The 21,001-nt window shown below is 70.1% G+C and carries 18 protein-coding genes; 8 read left to right on the top strand and 10 right to left on the bottom strand.

Features of this window, described 5'->3' with window-relative positions:
• Nucleotides 1-76 precede the first annotated feature (76 nt).
• The 5 genes from ACFYZ8_RS43785 to ACFYZ8_RS43805 form a co-directional block, all read right to left on the bottom strand.
• On the bottom strand, nt 77-1,879 hold the full coding sequence (locus ACFYZ8_RS43785; RefSeq protein ID WP_388533857.1) for a hypothetical protein: 1,803 nt from the start codon (nt 1,877-1,879) through the stop codon (nt 77-79).
• A gap of 138 nt (nt 1,880-2,017) precedes the next feature.
• The gene (locus ACFYZ8_RS43790; protein WP_388533854.1) at nt 2,018-2,854 is read right to left on the bottom strand and encodes a nucleic acid/nucleotide deaminase domain-containing protein; all 837 of its coding nucleotides are present in this window, start codon (nt 2,852-2,854) and stop codon (nt 2,018-2,020) included.
• 13 nt (nt 2,855-2,867) lie between these two features.
• Nucleotides 2,868-3,440 carry an SUKH-4 family immunity protein gene (locus ACFYZ8_RS43795; protein ID WP_388533852.1) on the bottom strand — a complete coding sequence of 191 codons (573 nt, stop codon included), beginning with the start codon at nt 3,438-3,440 and terminating at the stop codon, nt 2,868-2,870.
• Nucleotides 3,440-4,069 (bottom strand): SUKH-4 family immunity protein, encoded by a 630-nt coding sequence (locus tag ACFYZ8_RS43800; RefSeq protein WP_359034869.1) that lies wholly within the window; start codon nt 4,067-4,069, stop codon nt 3,440-3,442. Before ACFYZ8_RS43800 ends, ACFYZ8_RS43795 begins: the two co-directional genes overlap by 1 nt.
• 96 nt (nt 4,070-4,165) lie before the next feature.
• Nucleotides 4,166-5,884, bottom strand: a complete 1,719-nt coding sequence (locus tag ACFYZ8_RS43805) for a nucleic acid/nucleotide deaminase domain-containing protein (protein ID WP_388533849.1) — start codon at nt 5,882-5,884, stop codon at nt 4,166-4,168.
• A 214-nt stretch (nt 5,885-6,098) separates the two neighbouring features.
• Between ACFYZ8_RS43805 and ACFYZ8_RS43810 the strand changes: the two genes are divergently transcribed.
• The 6 genes from ACFYZ8_RS43810 (at nt 6,099) to ACFYZ8_RS43835 (ending at nt 11,449) form a co-directional block, all read left to right on the top strand.
• Nucleotides 6,099-6,809 carry a DinB family protein gene (locus ACFYZ8_RS43810; RefSeq protein ID WP_388533846.1) on the top strand — a complete coding sequence of 237 codons (711 nt, stop codon included), beginning with the start codon at nt 6,099-6,101 and terminating at the stop codon, nt 6,807-6,809.
• A gap of 155 nt (nt 6,810-6,964) precedes the next feature.
• A complete protein-coding gene (locus ACFYZ8_RS43815) occupies nt 6,965-7,732 on the top strand; it encodes a hypothetical protein (RefSeq protein ID WP_388533843.1) in 768 nt (255 codons plus the stop codon).
• 111 nt (nt 7,733-7,843) lie between these two features.
• Nucleotides 7,844-8,131: a type VII secretion target gene (locus ACFYZ8_RS43820; RefSeq protein WP_359034861.1), complete on the top strand. Its 288-nt coding sequence runs from the start codon at nt 7,844-7,846 to the stop codon at nt 8,129-8,131.
• A 61-nt stretch (nt 8,132-8,192) separates the two neighbouring features.
• Nucleotides 8,193-9,443 (top strand): putative T7SS-secreted protein, encoded by a 1,251-nt coding sequence (locus ACFYZ8_RS43825; RefSeq protein ID WP_359034859.1) that lies wholly within the window; start codon nt 8,193-8,195, stop codon nt 9,441-9,443.
• 5 nt (nt 9,444-9,448) lie between these two features.
• On the top strand, nt 9,449-10,564 hold the full coding sequence (locus ACFYZ8_RS43830; protein WP_359034857.1) for a hypothetical protein: 1,116 nt from the start codon (nt 9,449-9,451) through the stop codon (nt 10,562-10,564).
• Nucleotides 10,565-10,579: 15 nt separating this feature from the next.
• Nucleotides 10,580-11,449, top strand: a complete 870-nt coding sequence (locus tag ACFYZ8_RS43835; protein ID WP_388533839.1) for a hypothetical protein — start codon at nt 10,580-10,582, stop codon at nt 11,447-11,449.
• 56 nt (nt 11,450-11,505) lie between these two features.
• Here ACFYZ8_RS43835 and ACFYZ8_RS43840 read toward each other — a convergent pair whose 3' ends face one another.
• From ACFYZ8_RS43840 to eccCa, 5 genes are all read right to left on the bottom strand, one after another.
• On the bottom strand, nt 11,506-12,123 hold the full coding sequence (locus ACFYZ8_RS43840; RefSeq protein WP_388533837.1) for a hypothetical protein: 618 nt from the start codon (nt 12,121-12,123) through the stop codon (nt 11,506-11,508).
• A 4-nt stretch (nt 12,124-12,127) separates the two neighbouring features.
• Nucleotides 12,128-12,844 (bottom strand): hypothetical protein, encoded by a 717-nt coding sequence (locus ACFYZ8_RS43845; RefSeq protein ID WP_359034851.1) that lies wholly within the window; start codon nt 12,842-12,844, stop codon nt 12,128-12,130.
• Nucleotides 12,845-12,857: 13 nt separating this feature from the next.
• Nucleotides 12,858-14,156, bottom strand: a complete 1,299-nt coding sequence (locus ACFYZ8_RS43850) for a hypothetical protein (protein ID WP_388533834.1) — start codon at nt 14,154-14,156, stop codon at nt 12,858-12,860.
• Nucleotides 14,153-14,464, bottom strand: coding sequence for a hypothetical protein (locus ACFYZ8_RS43855; protein ID WP_356593824.1), 312 nt, complete (start codon nt 14,462-14,464; stop codon nt 14,153-14,155). The genes ACFYZ8_RS43850 and ACFYZ8_RS43855 overlap by 4 nt, the downstream gene beginning before the upstream one ends.
• A gap of 88 nt (nt 14,465-14,552) precedes the next feature.
• Nucleotides 14,553-18,500: a type VII secretion protein EccCa gene (eccCa, locus tag ACFYZ8_RS43860; protein ID WP_359034845.1), complete on the bottom strand. Its 3,948-nt coding sequence runs from the start codon at nt 18,498-18,500 to the stop codon at nt 14,553-14,555.
• Between the two features lie 261 nt (nt 18,501-18,761).
• On the opposite strand from eccCa, the gene eccD reads away from it, so the two are divergent.
• Both eccD and rpsO read left to right on the top strand, forming a co-directional pair.
• Nucleotides 18,762-20,225: a type VII secretion integral membrane protein EccD gene (gene eccD / locus ACFYZ8_RS43865; protein ID WP_388533830.1), complete on the top strand. Its 1,464-nt coding sequence runs from the start codon at nt 18,762-18,764 to the stop codon at nt 20,223-20,225.
• A gap of 252 nt (nt 20,226-20,477) precedes the next feature.
• Nucleotides 20,478-20,765, top strand: a complete 288-nt coding sequence (gene rpsO, locus ACFYZ8_RS43870; RefSeq protein WP_020138875.1) for a 30S ribosomal protein S15 — start codon at nt 20,478-20,480, stop codon at nt 20,763-20,765.
• Nucleotides 20,766-21,001: the final 236 nt, after the last annotated feature.

A 21,001-nucleotide genomic window follows, 5' to 3' on the forward strand; every position in this document is an offset into this window, starting at 1 on the left:
CGCTGACCGCGTCCCACAGATCCAGGAGCGCGTCCCACAGCTCCCAGAGCGCGTCCCACAGCTCTCAGAGCACGGGTCACAGCTCCCAGAGCACGTCCAGCCGCAGTCGTACGGCGTACAGCCCCTCGGGGTCCCCGACGACAAGCAGCCCCTCGGGTGTGAGCGCGAGGGCGGCGCAGGGGTGCAGCAGGGGCAGGGTACGCACCCGGCCGGAGAACACGTGCCACAGGTGCAGTTCGCCGTCGTCCCAGGCCACGGCGAGCACCGGGCCGACGGGCGTGTCGGCGGCCGCGAGCGCGGTGGGCCGGGACCCGCGCCGCTCCACGGGGTCGGGCATCGGCTCGGCCGAGGCCTCCCACAGCCGCACGGCCCCCTCAAGACCCGCGCTGAAGACGAGGGTGAGGTCCTTGTCGCTGAGATGCAGGCACGCGACGGCGGTGACCGGCCGCTCGTGCACCGGGCGGGAGCGCGGGCTGTCCTGGTACTCGGTCAGGGACCAGAGGTGCAGGGCACCGGAGCCGTCGCCGACCACCGCGTACGGGCTCTCCGGGCCGCCGCCGAGCGCGGTGACCCGGGCGTCCCGCTCGGCGAGGGCCTGCGAGCCGTGGTACTCGGCGATGTGCCCGAGCACGATCGCGGCCGTCGGATCGTCCTCGGGCACCCACGGCAGCAGCGCGTCGGCCCGGTCGTCGAGCAGCAGCACCGAGCGGGCGTCGCGCGGGGCGAGAGAGCCGGGCCGCACGAAGCCCGCGCCCGAGCCGGCGTGCACGAAGCCCGCGCCGGAGCCGGCGTGCACGTCCGTCCCGGCGCCCGTGTCCACGTCGTACGTCCTGAGCCGCCCCGTCACGTCGGCCGCAAGGAGGCCGAGGCCGCGCCCGGCACCAGGCAGCAGCGCCAGCGCGGTCACCGGGACGTCAGGGCGTGCCCACACGGCGGACCACCAGTGCCGCCGGGCGAGGGGACGCAGGAACTCCGTCAGGGACGCGTCGGTGTCCACGGCGGCGGCGTGCAGCACGGCGGCACGGCCGGTGCTGTCGTCGTCCTGGGCCGTCAGCCCGGACGCGGCTCGCCGCCACACCCGGCGTAACTGCCCGGGTACGGCGATGCGTTCGTCGGCGAGGACGGCGGTGAGGGCGGGCACCGAGCCGTGCACCAGGAACCCCGGATCACTCAACAGGCCGCGTACGGCGGCCCCTTGGTCGTCGGCACGCAGTGCGGCGTCGAGGACGTGCCGTAGGACCGGGGCGGATGCCTGGGCCCAGTCCGGTCGGCCCTCTGCGGTGTGCGGGACCGTCGCGACGAGGTCCGCGAACGACTGCCGTCCGGTGCCGGGGCGTGCGGTGGCGCCGTCGCCCACGTCGATGGTCTCGGCGTCGTCCGCGGGCAGCAGACCGGATTCGCCGACCTCCACGACCGCTCGCACATGGGGGAGGGACAGCAGGGGCTCCAGCAGCTCGGTGACCAGGGGCGCCGGTGCCGCCGCGGGCAGATCGGCGGGGCCCGCTCCGGCCCGGTGCAGATCCGGGACGAGCAGCAGGACCGGTCGCTCGTCCTCGCTCATCCGGTCCAGCAGCCGCGCCGGGGCCAGCGGGCCGTAGCCGAGCTGCCGCCCGGCCGCCCAGGCGAAGGACTCGGCCGTCAGTCCCTCGGCCAGGACGGTGGCGTGGACGGTCGTCGCCGGGTGGCCGGCCGACCCGGCCAGGAACCAGGCGAGCAGCCGGCTCTTGCCGCTGCCCGCGGCACCCCGCACCAGGCACAACCGGGGCCGGGCCCCGCTGTCGTCCGCCGCCCAGTCGAGCAACTGCCGCCCGGCGGCCCGCTCATGCTCGTCCAGCGGCGGCCAGGCGGCGATGTCCGGTGTGGTGGTACCGGCGGTCATGGCGTACTGCTTCCCCTCATCGGTCGTTCTCCGCCGTGCTACGACGGCTGCTGCTCGACGGCTGCTGCTCGGCGGCTGTTGCTCGACGGCTCGCTCTACGACGGCTGCTGCTCGGCGGCTGTTGCTCGACGGCTCGCTCTACGACGGCTGCTGCTCGGCGGCCTCGTTCAGCAGCCGGATGCCCTCGGCGCGGGACTCGGCCGTCTCGCCGTAGGGGAAGTTGTGGGTCAACTGGGCGTCGGGGAAGACCTGTCCGAGCCAGAGCGAGCAGTAGTGGCCCGGCATGAAGCAGGCCTCCAACTCGGTGTGGATCCGCAGCACCTGCTCCGGCTCGACCCCGGCGGCCCGCAGCCGGGACCAGAGCCGTTCCTCCGGGTGGACGGCGATTCCGCCGGCCTGCGTGACGATCTGCTTCTCACCCTGGCCGTCGACGATCTCGAACGCGGTGAACCACTCCGCGCTCGCGGTGTCCCGGATGTCGTCGAGGACGAGCGGCCACCAGTTCTCGCGTCCCTCGAAGGCCTGCGGATCGCGGGTCCGCAACCGCTGCTCCAACTGCGCGAACACGGCCGCGGCCTCCTGCGGCTCCTCGGTACCGAGGATCTCGGCGAGGGCCCGGTCCAGCAGGACGAGCGACTCGGCGAACGCCTCGGGACCGGAGTTCACGAACCTCGACTCCTCGGCCCAGTCGAGGAGTACGGCCCGTACGACACCTTCGGGGTCCGCGCAGATCTCGAAGCCCCGGTCCGAGCCGAGCCGCGCCCAGTCCCGGCAGGACTCCTTCACGACCTGCCGGCCCACGGCCTCGGCGTACTCCGCCAGGCGTACGGCGTCGTCGGGGGCGGTGACGAAGTACGGCCCGACCTGGACGGGGACCGCGACCTCCGCCAGCCGGCGCACGCTCGCGGGCACGTCGAAGGCGTCACCGCTCGCCTCCTGCCGGAAGTGCCGGACGCCGTTGTCGGGGACAGTCATGAATGGCTCCGCCTTATCGCGCTTCGGGGAATTCGACGTACTCCAGGATGTCGTGCCAGCGCGATCGGGTCGCCGCCAGGGCCTCCGGATCGATCTCCCGCATCCGCTCGGTCAGCCGGCGGGCCGCTCCCTCGAGGTCGAGGGTCTCCTGTTCCGACGCGAAGTCGTAGTGCGGGCGCTCCTTCTCCAGCAGGTGGAGAAAGTGCGCGAAGGAGTGGAGGTCCTTGTTCAGCGGACGGCTGTCGCAGGTGTCGCCCGGCAGCAACTGGACCACCCCTGTGACCCCGTCCAGGGCGATGTCGTCGTAGGGGATCGTGCCGAGCACGAGCCAACTCTCGGCGCCCGCGGGCAGATCGGTCCACCGCTCGCGGAGGTCGGGGTAACAGGCGCCGAGCGTCCTGGTCTGCTCCGGACTCCCGTCCACGAGGTCGAACCAGGGGTTGGGGCGGCATGGAAGGCCGACATGGCGCAGGAAACGCGCGCTCGGCCCGTGCCGAATGTCCGCCACCACGGCATCGGGAAACGTGGTGAGTTCGTCGGGACCGAACTCGGTCTCCAGGGTTTCCCGGTCGATGGGGGGCGTCATCAGCCGATGGACTCGTACACGTTCGAGAGCACGACATCCCACGCGGGCATGCGCGGGGCGTCCTCGTCCTCCCAGTCGAACTCCTCCGACCAGGCGGGCTCCACCCCCTCGAACGGAAGCGGATCGGCTCGGATCATCCGTTCCCGCAGCGACACCGCGACTCCCTCGGAGTCGGGGATCTCGTCCGACACGGTGAAGTCGTAGTTGGGGCGTTCGAGTTCCAGCAGATAGGTGAAGTAGACGAAGGAATCGAGGCTCTGGTTGAGCGGGTAGGTGCCCGGCTCGCCGTCCGGCAGGCAGTACACCGTCCCGGACACGGGGTCCAGGACCACGACGTCCTCGAAGATCTCCCCGATGACGAGCCAGTTCTCCCAGCCTTCCGGCATGTCCTTGTAGTCGGAGAAGTAGCTGAGTTCCGCACAGCGGCGGAACCGGTGGGGAGTCTCCCCCTCGAAGAGCGCCCCGTCGATCAGGAAGAAGGAGCTCCGGTCGTCCGGAAGGCCGACGCCGGTCAGGACCGAGCGGGCCGACTCGTGAAGTCCGGCGGGCAGCTTTTCCCCCTCCAGCGTCACAAGCCGCTCCGGGGGAAAGACCGACTCCATCATCGCGCGGTCGACAAGCTGGGGCATTTTCTGTCCTGTCGGTTATTTCACCATCACTGCTGCTGGGCACGGCATTTTATCGAGACTGCCACCCCAGGTCAATTTCTACTTTTTCTGCTTCTTCTACTTCTTCTTGGGATTGATGCCGTTGAGATATCGCTCCATGTCGTCGTTGCCCTTCTGTTTCGAATCCGCGGTGTGGCCGTACTCCACGGTGTGCGAAACTTTCACGCCATCGGGCAGGTGCTGCGATATCCAGGCACTGCAGTCCTTGGCTCCCGGGCCTGTCGTGCAGGGCTCACGCTCGGTGTAGAGCTCGGTCATCCCTTTCTCGGTGCCATTGTTGAGGAACGGGATACCGACCTGACGTTCCGAATGGGAGGAAGGCCATTTGCTGCGGCCGACGAGTACGAACTCATTGTTTCCGCCCGGCTCGCCGTAGCGCGCCGCGGCGTAGTTCCGGCTGGAGAACTTTCCTTTTCGTGTCTGGCCGTAATCCTTGTTCGCATCACGTGCCATACGTGTGGCCTGCGACAGATCGGTGCTTCCGAAGGGGACCTGCTGCGACGACTTGCGCTTCCGGTCCGCCGCGTCGGGCAGCCGGTAGTCGCCCGCGACCCGCCGCCCGACGTTGTCGTCGCTCTGGAGGTTCAGGGGGGTGAGACGCTCCCGGTCCTTGTCGGTCAGATCCTGGTGCCCCGAGGAGGTGAGGCGGGTGACCTTCCCCTGGTCGTTCACGTGGTAGACGTGCTGCTTGCTGATGCCCTGGAGCTTGGTCGCGACGTCGTCGTCGTTGTCCCGGTGGTTCTTGGCCATCTTCCGCAGGCCGTCGGTCATGCTCTCGCCCAGGTGGTCGGCCGAGCGTTTGACGCCCCGCCCGATGCCTTCCATGACCTCGTCCACCATGGGGTCGAGGAGGCTGGTGAGAGGGTCCTTGCCCCGCGCGCGGCCGTGCGAGGACTTCGCGCGGGACAGCTTGGTGCCGGCCCCGTCCCGGATCTTGCCGCCCGCGCTCTTGAGTCCGTTGCCCGCGCGGTCGTAGGAGTCCGGGTCCAGGCTGAACTGCCCTCCGCCGCCCCCGCCCGAGCCACCGGACCCACCGGACCCACCGGATCCGCCGTCCGCACCGGCCAGTTGCATCGAACCGCCCGCGCCCCCGCCCGCGCTGGCCAGCTGCATCCCGCCCGACTTGAGGGTGTCGACGCCCTCGCCCAGACCCTTCTCGCCCGCCTTCACGGTCTGGCCGAGGTCGACGCCGTTCTGGGTGCCGAGGGCGTTGCCGCCGATCTGCACGACCAGGTCGCCCGCCATCGAGCCGATCGCCTGGAAGACCGGGCCCATCGCGACCTCCATGATCCGCCCGGCGATCTCCTCGCACACCTCCTCGAAGATGCGCTTCACGGCGATCCGGGTGACCTGGGTGCCCGCGATCCCGCCCAGGGTGGACAGGCCGAAGGTGAGCGGGGCGGCGGCGAGGGCGGCCGCGATCTCCGCGGCGAGGATGCCGAGTTGGGCGATGGCCGCGATCTTCGCGCCCTCGATCAGCACGGCGACCGCGTCCAGCGCGGTCGCCGCCACCCGGCCCGCTTCGGAGAGGTTCGTCAGATGCTTGCCCTTGACGAGGTCCCAGTGCTTCTCGAGCGCCTGGATCGCGAGGCCTTCGTTGCCGCCGACCAGATCGGTGATCACCTGGTGCGCGTCCGCGGCGCCGTCCTCGATGTCGTCGGCGAACTCCCGCATGGCCTGGGCCATGTCGCGGTAGTCGTCCTCGTCGACGTTGGGCCAGCTGATGCCTATCAGGTCCAGGGCCGCATCCAGCTCGCTCGGCAGGACTACACCCACAGGGACCCCCGTTCGAAAGTTTCTCCGGGCAACGTAACTTCGACCGGATCTCGCGAACAAGCTCACCAGGCGTCACATGACTTGAACTGAGGCCCAGTTGGCGCAGATTGGCGCAGACCTTTCCGGACGGAACCGATGGGCACGGAAATCCGTCGCGCTCCCCGCGGGCGCCCGGTTAGCCCCCGCCTGGGCGGGACCGCGAGGGGAGCCGGGCATGGAGACGGGACGTGTACGGACCGACCGACTGGGCGTACTGCTGGACCAGTTCGACTGCGTCAGGGAGCGGGCCGAGGTACGCCTTGAGGGCCTCGGCGACGAGGAGTACCTCTGGGAGCCGGTCCCCGGCTGCTGGTCGATCCGGCGCCGGAGCGAGGCGGTGACACCCCGGGCCTACGGTCCCGGTGAGTGGGTGCTCGACAAGGGCGCCCCGGACATCCCTTCGGGCGAGTACGCCGAGGTCGCCCGGCAGGCCGCCGACGGCATGAGCGTCGCCAAGATCGCCGAGGACTGGAGCGTGAGCGTCGCACGGGTCGAGGAGGTCCTCGCCCACACCGGCCCCGTCCCACCCGACGCGGCACCGGTCACGACCATCGCGTGGCGCCTGGGCCACCTGCACTCCTGCTTCGCGGGCGAGTGGGAGTGGACCTTCGGCGAACGGCGCACGGACCCCCACCAGTTGGTCGCCTTCACCCCCTCCGCGGCCCTGGCCCTCGACCGTTTCTGGACCCTGCTCGACCGCTGGCGCGACGCGGTCGGCCGGGTCACCGAGGAGCAGCTGGACACGATCGGCTTCTCCCAGTACCCGTACGGCTCCGCGCCCGACGAGCCGTACATCTCCGTGCTGTGGGGGTCCAACCTGGAACTCATCCACCACATGGCGGAGATCGCGCTGCTGCGGGATCTGTGGCGGGCCCGGCTGCCGTAGAACGGTGGAACCGAGAGTCGACGGGGAAATCCCGTGGACGTTCTGTGGACGAGTCGCCCCCGGGCCGGTTGACGCCGACCGCCCCGCGACATCACCGACCCACTTTTGAGAGTCTGTCGATCGTCATCGTCAACCGCATCGACAGTTGGGCGGCCATGAACCAGAGCAGCCAGGAGTGGGCCTCGCACACCCAGCAACCGGGACAGCCGCAACACCCACCGCAGGCCCCGCACCCGTACGGCCGGGCCCACGCCCCGGCGGAGACCGTCATCGAGGTCCCCAACAAGAGGCTGCACAGATACGACAAGGTCAAGCCGGGGGAGCAGACCGTCACCATCCGGCACGCCGGCCCCGGCACGAACGGCGAGCCGCTCGCGTACGTCCACGTCCCCCAGGACGCTCCGAAGGGCGGGCGCGGGTCACGTCCGCCGTTCACGGTGAGCGGCCCGAACGGTGAACCGCTCAGCTCGGTGCGGTCCGTCGGCGACGGCGTCTACGAGGTCTACGGCGGCGACGGCATCCCGGTCGGGCGGATCACCAGGCGCGGCGGACGGACCCTGCCGTGGCCGCGCCGCGTGCACTGGAGCGTGCAGCCCGCGCAGGGCGGCGAACCGCTGGAGGGAGAGGTCGGGACCCGCAAGGCGTGGACGGTGTTCGTGCTCATCTCCCCGCTGTACTTCGTGTGCTGGGCGGTCATGGCCGCCCAGGGGGCGATCTGGCTGCTCCTCGGCGAGAAGGGCGAGGCGAAGAAGGAAGCGGCCTGGGAGATGGAGCCCCCGACGTGGACGCGCTGGCGTCACGCGGGCGGGGCGGAGGTCGCCATCGAATACCAGACGGGCCGTAAGTACCGCCTCGCGTCACCGCGGCTGGACCCCCGGCTGGCGTATGCGCAGGCCGTCCTGCACGTATGGGACCGCGCCTAGCATGCGCATGCCACAAATTGGCGACAGCGAACTTCGCCAGGTAGGCCGGAAGTTGCTGCTCCGATAGTCTGACCGGCGATCACCGATCACGCTACGGGGAGGCACACGGCGATGGCGGACTTCCAGATCGACGCCGATCGTATGAAGACCCTGATCAATCGGCTGGACCAGGTGGGCGACCGCATGCGCGGCGCCCAGGAGCGGCTCAACAAGGTCGGTCCCAAGGGGCTCGGCACGGACGGTCTCGACAACGCCTGCGACGACTTCCAGGACGACTGGGGCGACGGCATCAAGCGGATCGCCGACGGCGCCAAGCAGCTGCACGAGGGTCTGCAGAAGACGCTCGAGGCGTATCAGACGACGGACCAGGATTTGCAGAAGGGCTTCAGCCAGAAGTAGCCCGCAGCACCGCTCACAACTCGCACACGCACACGCACACGCACACAACGGGGAGAAGACGATGGGGATGTTCGACGATCCCAGCTGGCCCGGACTGACGTTCAACCCGGCCAAGGGTGACCTGCACACGATCGAGTCGCTGGCATACGACGTGAAGACGGTCGGCGACGAGCTCGACGAGATGCGCGAGATGCTGGTGGGCATCGGCAAGACCGACGGGATCTGGGACGGCGAGGCCGCCAAGAAGTTCCAGGAGAAGGTCGGCGAACTGCCCAAGTACCTTCAGCAGGGCCACGAGTCGATGAACGCCTGCTCCAGGGCCCTGCGCGGCTGGCACGACGAACTCGAGACCCTGCAGCGCCAGGCCAGGAACCTCGAGGAGCGCGCGGTCGAGGCCCGCAAGCGGCTCGACCAGAAGAACGCCGACGTCGAACGGGTCAACGTCAAGATCGAGGGCACTCAGTTCCAGCAGATCACCGAGCAGCAGGCGAAGGCCCTCTCCGAAGAGGCCGACTCCGCCACCAAGGCCGCCCAGGACGCCGCGACCGACCTCAAGATCCTCATCCAGGACGCCGAGGCGCTGCGCAAGTACTGGGAGGAACAGGCCGCGAAGGCGGAGAAGGCCATCCGCGAGGCCGCGAACAACCGGCCGCCGGACATCAGCGTCTGGGACAAGATCACCGATGGCCTGAAGGGCGCCTGGGACGGCTTCAAGAACTTCCTGATCGACAACGCGGACCTGTTCTCCACCATCTCCGCCGCGCTCGCGGCCGCCGCCATCGTCGTCAACGTCATCCCGGTCGGCGGTCAGGTGGCCTCGGCCATCCTCGGCGCGGGCTCGGTCGCCTTCGCCGGTGCGGCCATGGCCGGCCACTGGATGGGCGGCGCCCCCATGTGGAAGGTCGGCCTCGACGCGCTCGGTGTGATTCCCGGTGTCGGCGGCGCGGGCAAGGCGCTGATCTCCGGCGGCAAGGCGCTGTTCACCGGAGCCCGCGAGGCCGGAGCGCTCGCCTCGGGCGCCAAGGTGATGATGAACCAGATCAAGAACCCCATGAGCACCAAGATGATCAACTGGGGACTGGGCAAGTTCGGCAAGGCGGTCGACCCGTCGCTCATCACCGGTGGCGTCAAGGGCTTCTCCACCGGCTTCGGCATCGGCCACCTGATCTCCGGCGGCAACGAGGGCGGCGGCGCGCCCGCGGTCTCCACCCAGCCGGCGCCGGCGACCGGCCAGCCCCGGCCCGCCCCGCAGGTCACGACGATGCCCTGGCCGGCCTCGGGTGACAAGTTCCACCAGACCCTGGCGGCCTGAGCACCATGACCGAAACCATCACCGCCGTGCCGGTGACGGAGCCGTTCAGGCTTCATGTCGGCTGGGTGGTCCCGCCGTTCTTCCACGAACTCCCGCTGGCCACGGACGATGCCGACGAGGCGGCCGAACAGCTCTACGAGACGGTCCACAAGGTCATGCCGGGCGGCACCGACCAGGACCGGTTCCGCATGTTCGTCACCTACGCGAGCATCATCGACGACCTGCGGGACGCCGGAGCCGTGTACGCGGGCTTCTGCAACCTGGACTTCGACGGCCGCCCCAGCACCGCCACCGTCGCCGTCTACCGCATGCCGCTGCACGACATCACCGCCGAGGACGTGCTCTCGGAGGCCCTGACCGGCCTCCAGCGGGCCTACCCCGACGACGACGTCCGGATCAGCACCCTGCCCTCCGGCAAGGGCGACGCCCGGGCCGTCGTACGGATCGGCCAGGCCCCCTTCACGCTCACCGCCGAGGCCTCTCCCACCGGGGAGCCCCTGGAGGTGCCGCGCGGCCAGATCCAGGTGTACATCCCGCTGCCCAACAACGCGGACCTGCTGGCCTTCGAGCTCTCCACGCCCTGCATGGAGGACTGGGACTTCTACTCGGAGCTCTTCGCGACGATCGTGCGGACCCTGGACTGGGCGACGGAGGAGCAGGCCGAGATGGAGGCCGCCCTCTCCCAGGCCCAGCCGGTCCCGGACGTGAGGCCCGACCCGGCCGTGGTCCAGGAGCTCTACTCCTTCTCCAGCCGGGTCCTCGACGGCCTGGGCGTGCGCGGCCGCATGGACGAGGGCAACGAGGTGTCCTCGGTGACCTGCGCCGACTGCTGGTCCAAGGGCTTGACGACGGTGTGCACGGCCCGCCATCTCTGGCGGATCGACGGCGTCCCGGACGAGCAACTCGCCGCCGCCGTCGGCCGGTTGGACGCCCACTTCCAGAGCCAGGGCTGGCTCAAACTGGCGGGGACACCGGGGGAGAGCGCGTCCCTGGCCGCGGACAGCGGTGCCGGACACCGCGTCAACGTCACACTGATCCACGGCCGGCAGCGGCTCGTCGTCGAGGTCGTCGCCCCCTGCACCCGCACGGTGCGCGGGCCCGGCGACTCCGTGTTCGGATAGCGAAGGGGCTCCAGCATGAACGACACCACCGGCGGACTCCTGCCGATCGGCGCCCACGCACTGTCCGCGGACCCCCGACTCGCCGCCGCCGTGCGGGAGTTCGGCAGCACGTACGGCTACGACTACTTCGACGACGAGACGGTCCGACGGACCCTGGCCGAACACGAGACCTCCCTGCGCCGACTCGCGCGCGGCGGGCTCGTCTGGGCCGGGTCCCTGGGGACCGCCGTCGGCATCGTCTGGGTCATGTGGGCCGCCTCCCGCGAGCAGGACGACATGGTCGTCGCGGTCGCGCCCCCGGCCGCCGTACTCGTCCTGGCCCTCGCCGCCTTCGTCCTGGTCAACATCCAGGGCAGGCGCAAGCTCCGCCACCCGTTCCTGGAGGGGTACCGCCATGTCCTCGCGGCGGCACGGGCACACGGCGCGCCCCTGACCTATGTGCCCACCTGGCTGACCGGCCGGGGCGGCGCGGCACTGGACGTGGCTCCGCTGCCGTCCTACGTCGCACCGTCCGGAGGGCCGTCCGCCGGCGCGGGAGCCGCTCGTGTGGCCCTGCCGCCCAAGCCCGCCCCGGTCGAGGAGTACGAGCGCATCGCCGACCACGGAGGCTGGCACGACGAGGCGGGCTGGATCCTCGTCGTCGCCGGAGCCGTCGGCGTGGGCTACGCCGTGGTCAAGGACCTGCCCGCGGCGTACGCGGCCGTCCTGCTCGTCGGCCTCGGCGTCTGGACGTGGGTGGCCGGGCACCGCCTCGGCAAACGCCAGCAGGAACTGTCCGGCGAGGCCCTCCGCTACCTCGACGAGCTGACCAGCGCCCAGGCCGCGGGAGCGCCCGTGCACGAACTCTCCCCGCCGCTCCGCAAGCTCCTGGACACACGGCTCTGACAGACGGCACGAACACGGCGGTGCCGGCACCGCCGTGTTCGTGGCCGCTCGGCCCGTCAACCGACCCGCGCCCCCGCCGCCCTGGCCCGATCCCGCGCCTCGGGGCTGACACCACGTCTGCGGGCCGACGTCCGGTCGTCCACCGCCGTGCGCTGGGCCACCCCGAACAGCCGTCGTGGGCCCGGTACGGCGACGACGCCCAGGAAGCGGGGGTCACCCGCGAACCAGACCTCGCCCACCTCGCCGGACCTGACCTTGCGGACCCAGAAGGTGTATCCGCTGCCCAGGAAGCTGCCGTAGCCGAGGGAGACGGTCTTGTCCGGGCGGTCGGGGTCCGTGAGGGAGAACCGGGTGGTGCCGTTCTTCGCGATCGACGCGGCTCCGGGTACCGACTGCCACGGGTAGACCTTCAGGATCCGGCGCAGCGACCGGATGCCCAGGACCCGTGCCGTGCTGAGCATGGCCAGGTAGATCAGCACGAACAGGGCCGGGAAGAGAACCCAGAGCGTCCACACGGGCGTCAGCAGCACCGCGTACAGCCACGCCACGACGGACCCGAGCGAGAGCACGAGGGCACTGAGCCGGAACGCGGCCGTACGGCGCCAGGCCCGCCGGGTGGCCGGGTCCTCGTACGCCGTCTTCGTCAGGGGAACGTCCACTGCGTCTGTCTCCATCGGGTCAGCCGAAGACCGCGCGCACGGACGCCTCGACCTCGGACTCGGGAATCCGGGCCCTGAACTCCTCGGGGAGCGGATTGTCGAAGCTCACCATCTCCGCCATGGCACGGTGGATGTCACGGTAGTGCTCGCGGGCGTCGACGGCCGTCGTCGTCAGCGTGAGGACCGCGAGGTTCCGCCCGTCCGGGAAGGGCAGGTACGCGGTCGCCTCGTACAGGGACCGCTGCCGGACATCGGCCTCCGGCGGCAGCTCCACCAAGGCCTCGGTGAACGCGCCGGGCCCGCAGGGCAGGTCCGTCACGGAGACCGGCAGTGCGTTGTCGCGTGCGGTCGCCGCCTGTGCCGCCGCCAGCTTCGGCGGAGTCCACGGGATCTCACGCCGGGCGAGCATGACGACCGACTCCAGCATGGTGCCGTCGTCCCCCTCGTGAGCGCCGATGGCGAAGCTCACCACGCCTTCCCGCCGCATCTGCGAGGTCAGGGCCCGGGCCTCGGCGAGCTGCTCCAGGAAGCCGGACCGCTGCTCCTGAGGGACCAGCTCCAGGAGCGAGTTGACCGCCTCGACCACCCGCGCGCCCTCGGGGGACTCCGGATCGGCGAACAGGTTGCGGAAGGGGACCTCCACATAGCCGGGCGCGAGCGCGAACCACAGGTCGCAGCCACGCTCCATGGCCGACTCGTCGATGGCGTACTCGAACTCGTCCGTGTCGTCGGTCATGAGTTCCACTCCTTCAGTGCGTCGCGCCGAACAGGATCTTCAGCGTCTTCAGGGCGGTGGCACCATGACCGGCCCCGTCGAAGCTGCCGGCCCGGACCCCGTCCGCCCCGGTCGCCGCGTTCTCCGCGGCGGGGTTCTTGATCTCGTCCCACAGGTTCTTGGCCACGCCGTACGTCCCGGTGAGCGCACCCGCGCCGGAGACCGAGACGTCGATGACCTTCGCCGCCGAGGACGGATCGGCTGCGCCCTTCACCAGCCAGGTGGTCAGCGGGTTCTCGGCGGCGTGGATGCGCTGCGCGGCCAGCCAGGTCTTGCCGCCCGCGCTGCTCAGCTTCTCGCCCAGGGTGAGTGCCTCCGCGCCGGCGCTCGCCGACCGCGCGGCACCGTTGACCCCACGTGCGACGGCACCAACACCCGGCACCATGCCGAGGGTGTCGCCGACCACGCCCACCGCGTTGCTCCAGAAGTCCGCGTCGAACTCCCCCTTGGTGAACCCGTCCTTGAGCGACGCCCGCACCACCGGGTTCGACAACCGGCTGATCAGCGTCGCCGCGCTCGCCGCCGCCGCGACCAGCAGGAGGATGGGGCCGACCGGTACGGCGAAGAAGAGCGCCGCGAGGCCCGCGATGGCCGCGATCGTGCCGAGGATGTCGGTGAGGTTGTCGCCGACCCAGTCCATGGCCTTCTCGAACCAGTTCGGCTCCTCGGGCGCCAGCTTGTCCGTGGAGTCCCGCAGCACACGCGCCTTGCCGCGGGCGTCGGTGCCGTGCTCCTCCTGGAGCTCCTGCGCCTTCCTGATGACGTCGTTGTAGGCGGTCCTGGCGTTGGTCACCGCCTCGCGTGCCTTGGTGAGCTCCTCGGTCGCCCGGTCCAGCCGCGCCTGCGCGTTCTTCAGCTCGGCGTCGTCCGTGAAGGTCTTGCCCGCCAGCTTGAGATCGGGGTTCGCGGAAGCGGTCTTCTCCTGGCCCTCCGCGGTGTCGATCTTCCCCTTCGCGTCCTTCGCGTCGCCGTCGAGTGCCCGTGCCCGCTGCTGGTAGCCGTCCAGCGCCTTCTGCCAGTCGGCCAGCGCGGTCGCCGCCCTGGTGATGGAGGAGTGGGCGTTCTTCAGGTTCGTCGGCAGTGCCCCGTCGAGCTGCTCGCGGAAGGCGACCGCCGCGTCCCCCTCCCAGTCGCCGCCCGAGCGCAGGTTCTCGATCATCTTGTGGGCGTCGGAGATGGTCTGCGCCGACTTCTGGAGCCGTGACGTCAGTTCCGACACGACCGAAACGCTGCCCGGTGCCGGATCGAAGCCCAGCGACGGATAGGAGGTCACTTGCCGCCTCCCTGTGCCGCCGCCTTGCGGAAGCCCTCTTCGAGAGCGTGGTCGACCTCGTCGTAGTTGGCCTTGCTCTGACCCACACTGTCCGCGAACTTCCCCGTCAGTTCGGCGATCTGCTCGGAGCCGTACTTCCAGTGCTCGTGGAACTCGGCGCAGGCGTCGTCCAGCTCCTTGGTGCCGATGCCCTCCGCGGACACGTCCTGCATCCACTTGCGGACGTTGTCAAGTTCCGCCTTCGCGTCCTCCAACGTCTTTCTGAAGCGCCCCAGTTCGGCGGTGTCGGTCTTGAAATAGTCCGTCACGATCTCTCTCCCCGTTCGGCAGGTTCCTTCACAACAACAAACAGGGGCGGCCCGCAGACACGGCCCGCCCCTCCCACCCGACGCAGACTCAGCTCTCCGGCAGGTATCCCGTCTGCACGAGCTGCCCGCTCGACCGGCGTGAGATGAACTGGCCGCGGCCCTGCGGCTGCGGTGTGGCCTTGATGTTGTTGAACACCGGGCCCTCCGACGGGTCGCCCGACAGCACGATGCCCTGTGCGCCGAGTTCCTTGATCCGGGTGAGGACCGGCTCGAAGGAGGAGCGCGAGGCGCCCGACGTGGTACGGGCCAGGATGATGCGCAGACCGAGGTCACGCGCGAACGGCAGGTACTCCAGCAGCACCGACATCGGGTTGCCCATCGACGTGGCGACGAGGTCGTAGTCGTCGATGAAGATGAACGCGTCGGGCTCGTTGTACCAGGAGCGGTTGCGCAGCTGGTCCGGCGTCACGTCCGGGCCCGGCATACGGCGGCTCATCGAGCCGGCCAGCGACTCCATGACCTCCTGGAGCTGCGGACCCGAGGCGCAGTACTTGTACATGTGGCTCTCGGGCACCTGGCCGAGCAGCGCGCGCCGGAAGTCCGAGACCACGAACAGCGCCTTGTTGGGGGCGTACCGCTCGGAGATCTGCTTGGCCATGAACCGCAGCAGCGAGGACTTGCCGGACTCGCTCTCGCCGTAGATGACGAACAGCGGGTCGGTCTCGAAGTCCACGAAGACCGGCGAGAGGGTGAGCTCGTCGACGCCGACCGCGATACCGCGGCTGCCGAAGTCTCCGCCGCCGGGCAGTTCGGACGCGTGCAGCATCGTCGGCAGCATCCGCACCTTCGGGGCCGTCGGGCCCTGCCAGGCGCTGTTGACGCTCTGCACGAGGTGCGCCATGCCGTCGGCGAGGTCCTCCACCTGCGTCGACCCGTCGATGCGGGGCGTCGCGGCGAGGTAGTCCAGCTTCTCCGGGGACAGACCGCGGCCGGGCTTGCCCATCGGCACGTTCTCGGCGCGCTTGCGGTCGAACTCCGACTCCATCGCGTCACCGAGGCGCAGTTCGAGCCGGCTGAGGATCTGGTCGCGCAGCGCCGGCCGCATCTCCGTGTAGCGGGTCGCGGTGACGATCAGGTGGATGCCGAAACCGAGACCACGGGTCGCGATGTCCGCGATGACCGGGTCGAGCATCTCGTAGTCGTTCTTGAACGTCGCCCAGCCGTCGATGATCAGGAAGACGTCGCCCCACTGCTGGTCGGGGTAGTGCCCCTGCGCCCGGCGGGAACGGAAGGTACCCATGGAGTCGATGCTCTTGGAGCGGAAGAACTCCTCACGCGCGTTGAGGATGCCGTGCACCTCGGCGACCGTACGGCGCACCTTCTCCTGGTCCAGACGGGAGGCGGCGCCGCCCATGTGGGCCAGGTTCTCCAGCGCGAGCATGCCGCCGCCGCCGAAGTCGAGGGCGTAGAACTGCACTTCGGCCGGGGTGTGGGTGAGCGCGAACGACGTGATCATCGTGCGGACGAGCGTCGACTTGCCGGACTGCGGACCGCCCACGATCAGCGCGTGACCGGCGGAACCCGACAGGTCCGCGTACATCACGTCACGGCGCTGCTCGAAGGGCTTGTCGACCAGGCCGACCGGCACGATCAGCTTGCTCTGCGCGTGGTAGCCCTCGGCGTGCAGACCGCGCTCCGGGCTGATGCCCAGCGCCGGCAGCACCTGGTCCAGGCTGAACGGCTCGTCCAGCGGCGGCAGCCACACCTGGTGGGCGGGCGGACCCTGACCGTCGAGGCGGCTGACGATGACGTCGAGGACGGTGTCGGCGAGCGCGTCGTCGACCTGGTTGCCCCGGGTCTCCGGCTCCGGCTCGGCGAGGATCCGCACCGGCACCGGCGCCGCGGTGAACAGCACGGGGGAGCGGTCGATCCGGCCGCCGCCCTGCGCCATCGGCCCGTTCGGCCGGTAGGTGCCGGACACGTACGCGGCCTTGAACTGCACCATCGTCTCGGTGTCGTACTTGAGGATGCCCGCGCCGGGGACGTTCGGCAGGTGGTAGGCGTCGGGCACACCGATCGCCGTACGGGACTCGGCCGCCGAGAAGGTGCGCAGACCGATGCGGTACGACAGGAAGGTGTCCAGGCCGCGCAGCTTGCCCTCCTCCAGGCGCTGCGAGGCGAGCAGCATGTGCACACCCAGCGAACGGCCGATCCGGCCGATCTGGATGAACATCTCGATGAAGTCCGGCTTGGCGGCGAGGAGTTCGCTGAACTCGTCGATGATCAGGACGAGCGAGGGCAGCGGTTCGAGCGCGGCACCGGCGGCACGGGCCTTCTCGTAGTCGGTGATGTTCTGGTAGTTGCCCGCCTGCCGCAGCAGTTCCTGACGGCGGTTGAGCTCACCGGTGATGGAGTCGCGCATCCGGTCGACGAGGGTGAGCTCGTCGGCCAGGTTGGTGATGACCGCGGAGACGTGCGGCATGTTGCCCATGCCGGTGAAGGTGGCACCACCCTTGAAGTCCGCGAGGACGAAGTTGAGCGTCTCGGAGGAGTGGGTCACCGCGAGACCGAGCACGAGGGTGCGCAGCAGCTCCGACTTTCCGGAACCGGTGGCGCCGACGCACAGTCCGTGCGGGCCCATGCCCTCCTGCGAGGCCTCCTTGAGGTCCAGCATGACCGGCTCGCCGCTCTCGCCGAGACCGATCGGCACCCGCAGCCGCTCGTGCAGCGTGCGCGGGCGCCAGGTGCGCGAGACGTCCACGCTCGCCGCGTCACCGATCTGCATGAGGTCGGTGAAGTCCAGGTTCGCCAGCAGCGGTTCGTCCGCGTCGGCGGCACCGAGCCGGAGCGGCGCGAGCTGCCGGGCCACCGACTCGGCCTGCGCCTGCGACAGCACGTCGGGGACACCGGTGAAGACACCCGTGCCCGCCTCCAGTTCCATGGCGTCCGGCCACACCCGCACCGACAGCGAACCGCGCGCCTCGTCGAGCTCACCGGGCACCACCTCGAGGATGGTCACACCCTGCAGGCCCTCCGCCGAGGCCAGCACCGAGTCCGCGGGCACCCCGCCGCCGTCGAGGATGACGACCACGTGCGGCTGGTCGAGGACCGGCTGGCCGTCCCGGCTCCAGCGGGGGCGCCCCTCCAGCTGGTGGGCGATCATCTCCTCCAGCTCGCCCAGGTCGAAGCAGAGCAGACGCCGGCTGCCGGCGCCGTCGGACTCCTTGTGCTGCATGTGCGGCAGCCACTTGGTCCACTCCCAGTCCACCGCGGCACCGGGCGCGGCCACGACCGCGATCACCACGTCGTCGGGGGAGTGCAGCGAGGCCAACTGGCCGACCACGGCGCGCGTCTGGCCGTAGACCGTCTCCGGGTCGCCGGAGATCGTCACGTGGTAGAAGGAGCGCAGCCCGATCGCCAGCGGGAGGTCACCGAGCGTTCCGTAGCTCGCGATGAACTGCTGCATCGAGTGGGCGGTCAGCGGCTCCAGTTCGTCGACCGGCGCGGTGTCGGGCGCGACCAGCGGCGTCGCCAACTGCTGCGGGCCCAGGCCGATCCGCACCTGGACGAAGTCCTGGTCCGTCGAACGCCGCTCCCACAGCCGGGAACCCTCGGCGATCAGCGCCCACAGCTGCTCCGGCGCCGGGTGCAGGTAGTACTGCGCGTCCCGCTGCTTGTGCACCGTGCGGCGCACCTCACGCCGCTTCTGCGCCAGGTACTTGAGGTAGTCGCGCCGGGCCTCGGCCATCTGACCGGAGGGGCCCTTGCGGGACCGCACGATCTGGGCGATGACCATGGCGACCGTGGACGCCAGCATCAGGCCGCCCATGACCTTCATGAAGCCGCCGCTCGACGAGCTGTTCGGCATGAAGAAGAACGCCGCCGACGAACCCATGCCCAGCATGGGCAGCAGGTTCATCAGCATGCTGTCGTCCTCGATGCGAGGAAGTTCGGGAGGGGACTCGAGCTTGACCTCCTCACTCGGCACCTCCGGCGGGTAAACCCGCGGCGGGCGCTTGACGATGACAACGCTCACCGATCCACCAGTCCTTCACGCAGTCGCAATGTCGAACCGCCCCCGTCGTGACGGCCCCCGTACGTCTCTCGACTCACGGGGCTTCGGCCCTCTCATGAGTCGGGCGTTGATCCTACTGTTCTGCGGGGCCGTTGAGCCGGGAGGGGATGAGGAGATGCCGCAAGGGGACGGTAGGGTGACGCTCCAAACGAAGCGCGGAGCGGGAATCGCCCTGGCAAACCGCGACGAATCACCGAGTACTGGACTAGGGGGAACCGTCAGGTGAGTACGGTTTCAGCAACCGGATTCTGCCGGGTCACGGTGGCGGCACCGAACAGCCGGATCGATGTGGCACTCCCCGAGGACGTGCCGCTCTCTGACGTCTACCCGGAGATCCTGCGGCTGTCGGGACAGACTCCCGAAGAGGCCGCGCCCACCGGGTACAACCTCGTACGCAGGGACGGCTCCGTCCTCGACGACGGCCGCTCGCTCGCCGAACAGCAGATACGCGATGGCGAATTGCTGCTCCTGCGGCCGTTCGCGGACTCTCTGCCGCCCGCCGTCTTCGACGACGTCGTCGACGCCGTGGCCGCCGCCGTCGAGGCCGACCGCCGCAGCTGGAACGACGGCATGATGCGCGTCGTCGGCCTGACCGCCGGTGCGCTGCTGCTCACCATGATGGCGCTGGCCCTGTGGTTCTCCGAGCCGCTGCGCCACGACATGCACGGCCTGCCCGGCGTCATCGCCGGCGCCACCGGCATCGTCCTCGTCGCGCTCGCCTCCGTCCGCGCCCGCGTCTACGACGACCACCACGCGGCCGTCGCCCTCGGTCTCGCCTCGCTGCCGCACCTGATGGTCGGCGGCTCCGGCGTCATGGGCCTCGACGCGGGCGAGGGCCCCGGACGGCTCAACCTCCTGGTCGGCTTCGCCGTCGTGCTCGTCGCCGCGGTGCTGCTGGTCCTGATGCTGCCGCAGAACGACGCCCCCTTCATCGCCGCCGCGTTCGGCGCCGGCATCGGTGTCCTCGCCACCTTCGCCGCGATCGTCTCCGAGGCCGAGCCCCGCGAGACCGCCGCCGTCACGGCCGTCGTCATGATCGCCATGATCGGCTTCCTGCCCGGCTGGTCCGCCCGCTTCTCCCGGCTGCCCATCGGCTTCCGCTCGCCCGACCAGATCGCCAAGCGCGGCCGCGCCGAGGACCAGCAGGAGCAGGAGCCGGTCGACTACCAGCTCATCACCGACCAGGCCCGCCGCGGCCACGAACTGCTGCTGGGTCTCGTCGGCGGCTGCGCGGTCACCGGCGTGGCCTCCGCGGGCGTGGTGCTCGGCTTCTCCAGCAGCGGCTGGGCCCAGCTGCTGTCGCTCGCGGCCGGCCTCGCCATGCTGATGCGGGCCCGCCTCTTCCTGTACACGTCCCAGGTCGTGACCCTGATGATCTCGGGCATCATCACCGTCAGCCTGCTGGTCCTCGGCCTCGCCCTGAACCCGCCGACCGACATCATCAAGGAGCTCGTCTACGACCACAACAGCGCCCCGCTCGACATCCGCACCGTCTGGCTGTCGGCCGCGGTGGCCCTGGGCGCCACGCTCCTCGTGGCGATCGCCCTGATCGTGCCGCGCAAGGGCGTCACCCCGTTCTGGGGCCGGATGCTCGACCTGAGCGAGGGCGCGGTGCTCCTCTCCCTCGTCCCGCTCTGCCTCGCGGTCCTCGACCTGTACGCGGCGGCCCGCGGCATGACCAGCTGACGACCCGGACACCTCGCGGCGGCCGTCACCCATCCGGGTGGCGGCCGCCGCGTCATGTGTACGACGCGGGCGTGGGCGGGACACCGCCGCCGGGCTGATACCCTGGCTGACGGCCGTTTGTGTACGCACCCCCGGAGCCATCGCTCTGGAGGCCGCGCCCAGCGGATCCCCGCCTCCCGAGTAACGGAAGCTCCCCTGAGAAGTGGACCAGGGGCACTCGGTGGCTACCCAAAGAGACTACGAGGAGTACGCGTGTCGCTCGACGCCGCTACGAAGAAGCAGATCATCACCGAGTTCGGTACCAAGGAGGGCGACACCGGCTCCCCCGAGGTCCAGGTCGCGATGCTTTCGCGCCGTATCTCGGACCTGACCGAGCACCTCAAGACCCACAAGCACGACCACCACTCCCGTCGTGGTCTGCTGATCCTGGTCGGTCAGCGCCGCCGCCTTCTCCAGTACCTGGCGAAGAAGGACATCCAGCGCTTCCGTACGCTGGTCGACCGCCTCGGCATCCGCCGCGGTGCGGCGGGCGCCAAGTAGGACGCCGTGAGGGGAGCGGTTCCCGAAACGATCGGGGGCCGCTCCCTTTGCCGTACATGCGCACCGCGCGTACGGAAACGTGCGCGGTGTCACACCCGCTTTGTAGTGTGGTAGCACAACGCAGTGAAACAAGGAGAGGTGCGCCTCGCCGCCGCCGGTCCTCGGTAGTGGCCCCCGGGCCTTGCGAACCCGGGTGCTTCGATCGAAGACCGGCCCGCACCAGATGGAGCGCTTCT

The sequence above is a fragment of the Streptomyces sp. NPDC001668 genome, from assembly GCF_042893155.1.
In the GTDB taxonomy this organism is placed as follows: Bacteria; Actinomycetota; Actinomycetes; order Streptomycetales; family Streptomycetaceae; genus Streptomyces.

Bases quoted from the DNA above. Each gene is read 5' to 3' on its own strand.
- ACFYZ8_RS43785 (WP_388533857.1), bottom strand. From the start codon at position 1,879: ATGACCGCCGGTACCACCACACCGGACATCGCCGCCTGGCCGCCGCTG.
- ACFYZ8_RS43790 (WP_388533854.1), bottom strand. From the start codon at position 2,854: ATGACTGTCCCCGACAACGGCGTCCGGCACTTCCGGCAGGAGGCGAGC.
- ACFYZ8_RS43795 (WP_388533852.1), bottom strand. From the start codon at position 3,440: ATGACGCCCCCCATCGACCGGGAAACCCTGGAGACCGAGTTCGGTCCC.
- ACFYZ8_RS43800 (WP_359034869.1), bottom strand. From the start codon at position 4,069: ATGCCCCAGCTTGTCGACCGCGCGATGATGGAGTCGGTCTTTCCCCCG.
- ACFYZ8_RS43810 (WP_388533846.1), top strand. From the start codon at position 6,099: ATGGAGACGGGACGTGTACGGACCGACCGACTGGGCGTACTGCTGGAC.
- ACFYZ8_RS43815 (WP_388533843.1), top strand. From the start codon at position 6,965: ATGAACCAGAGCAGCCAGGAGTGGGCCTCGCACACCCAGCAACCGGGA.
- ACFYZ8_RS43820 (WP_359034861.1), top strand. From the start codon at position 7,844: ATGGCGGACTTCCAGATCGACGCCGATCGTATGAAGACCCTGATCAAT.
- ACFYZ8_RS43825 (WP_359034859.1), top strand. From the start codon at position 8,193: ATGGGGATGTTCGACGATCCCAGCTGGCCCGGACTGACGTTCAACCCG.
- ACFYZ8_RS43830 (WP_359034857.1), top strand. From the start codon at position 9,449: ATGACCGAAACCATCACCGCCGTGCCGGTGACGGAGCCGTTCAGGCTT.
- ACFYZ8_RS43835 (WP_388533839.1), top strand. From the start codon at position 10,580: ATGAACGACACCACCGGCGGACTCCTGCCGATCGGCGCCCACGCACTG.
- ACFYZ8_RS43840 (WP_388533837.1), bottom strand. From the start codon at position 12,123: ATGGAGACAGACGCAGTGGACGTTCCCCTGACGAAGACGGCGTACGAG.
- ACFYZ8_RS43845 (WP_359034851.1), bottom strand. From the start codon at position 12,844: ATGACCGACGACACGGACGAGTTCGAGTACGCCATCGACGAGTCGGCC.